This window comes from Streptomyces sp. NPDC046215, from assembly GCF_040646215.1.
In the GTDB taxonomy this organism is placed as follows: domain Bacteria; phylum Actinomycetota; class Actinomycetes; order Streptomycetales; family Streptomycetaceae; genus Streptomyces; species Streptomyces stramineus.
The window spans coordinates 1-3,943 of record NZ_JBEYZW010000174.1 but is presented as its reverse complement, the minus strand read 5'-3'; the positions used below and the strand labels follow the sequence as shown (position 1 = coordinate 3,943).

Annotated in this window: 2 protein-coding genes and 1 pseudogene; 2 read left to right on the top strand and 1 reads right to left on the bottom strand. The window is 75.2% G+C overall.

Annotated elements, in window-relative coordinates:
• Positions 1 to 396, bottom strand: a pseudogene (locus ABZ951_RS33565) (hypothetical protein); the annotation flags it as partial.
• 285 nt (positions 397 to 681) lie between these two features.
• Here ABZ951_RS33565 and ABZ951_RS33560 point away from each other — a divergent pair.
• The gene (locus ABZ951_RS33560) at positions 682 to 2,034 is read left to right on the top strand and encodes an FtsW/RodA/SpoVE family cell cycle protein (protein WP_344095239.1); all 1,353 of its coding nucleotides are present in this window, start codon (positions 682 to 684) and stop codon (positions 2,032 to 2,034) included.
• Positions 2,035 to 2,135: 101 nt separating this feature from the next.
• Positions 2,136 to 3,761, top strand: coding sequence for a carboxylesterase family protein (locus tag ABZ951_RS33555; RefSeq protein WP_344095235.1), 1,626 nt, complete (start codon positions 2,136 to 2,138; stop codon positions 3,759 to 3,761).
• Positions 3,762 to 3,943 lie beyond the last annotated feature (182 nt).

Below are 3,943 nucleotides of genomic sequence, written 5' to 3'. Positions count from 1 at the left end.
GACCCACAAGGACGAACGCACGCCACCACAGGACGGAGCAGTGGTACATCCATGAGCAAGCGCCAGAAGGGCCGCCGCCCCCGCCGGCTCCCGGGGGTACCAGCGCTCGCCCCGCAGCTCGGCCAGCCCGTGCCCGGCAATCTCCTGGACGTGCTTGGCGATCGTGCGCTCCTGGTAGCCCACCGCCGCGCGCAGTTCGCCGAGGGAGGCTCCGGCCCCGCCCGCCGCCCGCAGGCCCTCCCAGGTGCGGGCGGCGTGGCGGCCGAGGGCGGGGGCCGGCCCGGGCGCGGGGATCGCCGCGGGCGGCAGGGACGCGCGGGCCCGGCGGGCCGGGCCGGCCGGGCGCGGGGTGCGGTTGACCCGGCGGTGCCGGCGGCCCTTCTGGCGCTTGCTCATGGATGTACCACTGCTCCGTCCTGTGGTGGCGTGCGTTCGTCCTTGTGGGTCAACTCGGGGCGGTGTCGGGCGGTTACGCCCGTTCCACCGTGTGTGCGCACGCACCCGGGCGGGCGGCGGGCGGCGCGGAGCGCCCGGAGGGCCCGATTCCTGAAGGTTCGGTCGGGAATCTCGGGTTTCCTTCGGGTGCCGCGCTCCATCTTTACCAGTGTGAGCGTGGAATCCGTACGACGTGAGGGAAGCGACGAAGGAAGCGACGAGAGCCAGGAGCGTCCGGAGCGCTCCCTGGCGGTCCGGCGCAGGCGCCGCGAGGCGCTGCTGCTCGGCCTGGCCGTGCTGATCAGCTGTTTCGGCTACGCGTACGCCGGCCTGTCCATGGGCGGCGGATTCCCCGACCGCTTCGGCGTGTTCGCGGTGGGCATGGGGTGCCTGGCCCTGGTGCCGCACCTCACCGTGCGCCGCTGGGCCCCGTACGCCGATCCGCTGATCCTGCCCCTGACCATTCTGCTGTCCGGCCTAGGACTGGTGCTGCTCCACCGGCTCGATCCGTCGTACGCCGAGCGGTTCGAGGGCTCGGGCGCGACGGCCTCCGATCAGCTGATGTGGACGGTCCTGGGGGTGGCCCTGTGCGCCGGCGTGGTGCTGGTGCTGCGGGACCACCGCACGCTCCAGCGCCACAGTTACGCGATGATGGCCGTGGCGCTGGTGCTGCTGATGGCGCCGGCGCTCTTCCCCGGCGACACCTACGGTGCCAAGCGGTGGATCCTCGTGGGGCCGCTGTCGTTCCAGCCCGGCGAGTTCGCAAAGATCTTGATGGCGGTGTTCTTCGCGGGCTATCTGGTCGCCCACCGGGACGCTCTGGCGCGCCCGGGGCGCCGGGTGCTGGGGGTGCCGCTGCCGCCGGGGCGGCAGCTCGGTCCGATCGTGGCCGTCTGGCTGCTGAGCCTGATGGTGCTGGTCTTCGAGCGGGACCTGGGCACCTCGCTGATCTTCTTCGGGCTGTTCGTCGTGATGCTGTACACGGCCACCGAACGCCTCGGCTGGGTGGCGTTCGGCCTGGTGATGGCCGCGGTGGGAGCGGTCGTGGCCGGTGCGACCGAGCCGCACGTCAAGGGCCGCGTCGTGGCCTGGCTGCACCCCTTCGACATCTTCCTGCCGGAGGAGCGGCGGCCCGCGGGGCTGATATCCCATCAGCTCGCCGACGCGCTCTTCGCGTTCGGCAGCGGGGGCGTCACCGGCAGCGGGCTGGGCCGGGGCCACCCCGAGTTCATCGGCTTCGCCGGCCGCAGCGACTTCATCCTCACCACCGTCGGGGAGGAGCTGGGGCTGACGGGCACGATGGCGGTGACGGTGCTCTACGCGCTGCTCGTGCAGCGCGGCCTGAGCGTGGCCCTGCACGTGCGCGACCCGTTCGGCAAGCTCCTGGCGGTAGGGCTGTCGGCGGCGCTGGCCCTCCAGGTGTTCGTGGTGGGCGGCGGCGTCATGGGACTCATCCCGCTGACCGGCAAGGCGCTGCCGTTCCTCGCCAAGGGCGGCTCGTCGCTGGTGGCCGGCTGGCTGCTGATCGCCCTGCTGATCAGAATCAGCGACAGTGCCGGGCGCACCCGGGCCGCGGAGACGCGTGCGGAGGGCGGGTAGCTCCGATGCCCGGCAGAACAGGTGCCCACAGTGTGCCCTGGGTACGCTCCCGGTGCCCGGGCCACCCGTGGGCCCGTATCCGCTGAAGGGGTGTGTCAGCCATGCCGTCAGCCCGTCTTCCCCGGCGCCGCGGCGGAGCGCTGAGCGTGCTGTTCCTCGCGCTTCTCTCGCTCGTCACCGCCACCACCACCGCACCCCCGGCCACCGCCGAAGCCCCCGGCAGACCCGTCGTCGACACCGACCGGGGGCAGGTGCGCGGCCGGGCGCACGGCACGTACGACACCTTCGAGGGCATCCCCTTCGCCGCACCGCCCACGGGTCCGCTGCGCTGGCGGCCCCCCGCGCCCGTCCGCCGCTGGCAGGGCGTCCGGGACGCGGGCGCGCCCGGTGCGAGCTGCCCGCAGCTGCCGGCCCTGGGGCCCGGCAAGATGTCCGGTTCGGAGGACTGCCTCTCTCTGAACCTCACCCGGCCGGCCGAGCGGGGCCGGGGGCGGCCCGTCATGGTGTGGCTGCACGGCGGCGGGTTCATCCAGGGCACGGGCCGTGACTACGCAGCACAGCGGCTGGCCGTGGGGGGCGGCGCCGTCGTGGTCACGGTCAACTACCGGCTGGGGGTCCTCGGCTTCTTCGGCCACCCCGGGCTCGACGCGCCCGCCCTCGGCATCGCCGACCAGCAGGCGGCGCTGCGCTGGGTGCGGGCCAACGCGGCCCGGTTCGGCGGTGACCCGGGCAATGTGACGCTGTTCGGCGAGTCGGCGGGGGCGCTGAGCACCTGCGCGCAGCTCACCTCGCCGTCGGCGCGCGGGCTGTTCCACAGGGCCGTCATCCAGAGCGGCTCGTGCATGACCGTGGTCCCGAAGAACGCCGGCGACCCCGGTAGCGCCGCGTTCCACCCCTGGACCCCGCGGGAGCGCACTCGCGCCGCGGGGGCCGAGGCGGCCCGTGCGCTGGGGTGCGGGCGGGGGGCGCGGGCGCTGCGCTGTCTGCGCGCCCTGCCCGTGGAGAAGCTGGTGACACCGGAGCTGACCGAGGAGTTCGCCGCCGTGCCCTACGGTGACGCGCTGCTGCCCCGGCGCCCGGACCGGGCGCTGGAGAGCGGCCGCTTCCACCGGGTGCCGGTGATCCAGGGCGCGAACCTCGACGAGATGCGCAGCCTCCTCGCCCAGGCGCTGGTGGACCACCCGATCCCCGACGGCCGCGCGTACCGGGCCCGGCTGGGGGCCACGTTCGGCGCGTCGGCCGCCGCCGTCGAGCGGCGCTACCCGGTGGGGAAGTACCCGACGCCCGCGCTCGCCTGGGCCACGCTGCTCACCGACCGCGTGTGGATCTGCCCGACCCAGCGCGGCAACCGGGCCCTGGCCGCGCACGTGCCGACGTACGGCTACGAGTTCGCCGACCGGAACGCCCCGGTCTTCGGAGGCTTCCCGCCCCCGGCGCCGGGCTTCCCGTACGGCGCCGCGCACGGCTTCGAGCTGCCGTACCTCTTCGACCTCCCGACGGTGACGCCTTTCACCGCGCCGCAGCGGGAGCTGTCGGAGCGGATGACCGGCTACTGGACCCGGTTCGCGCGCACGGGCGACCCGAACGAGCCGGGCGCTCCGCGCTGGCCCGCCTTCCGGGGCGGGGCGCCGCTGGTGCAGTACCTGGCCCCCGGCACGGGGGGCATCCGCCCGGGGAACGCGGGCGCGGCCCACGGCTGCGCGTTCTGGGACCGGCTCCGGGTCTGAGCCGGACGGCTCGCCACCCTGTCGGCGAAGCCGGCCGGGCGGCAAAGCCCGCCGGGCGGCGAAACCCGCCGGGCGGCGAAACCCGCCGGGCGGCGAAACCCGCCGGGCGGCGAAACCCGCCGGGCGGCGGGGGGCGGGCGCGGGGGCCCCCGCCCCCACGCGCCCGCCGCGCCCCCCCCCCC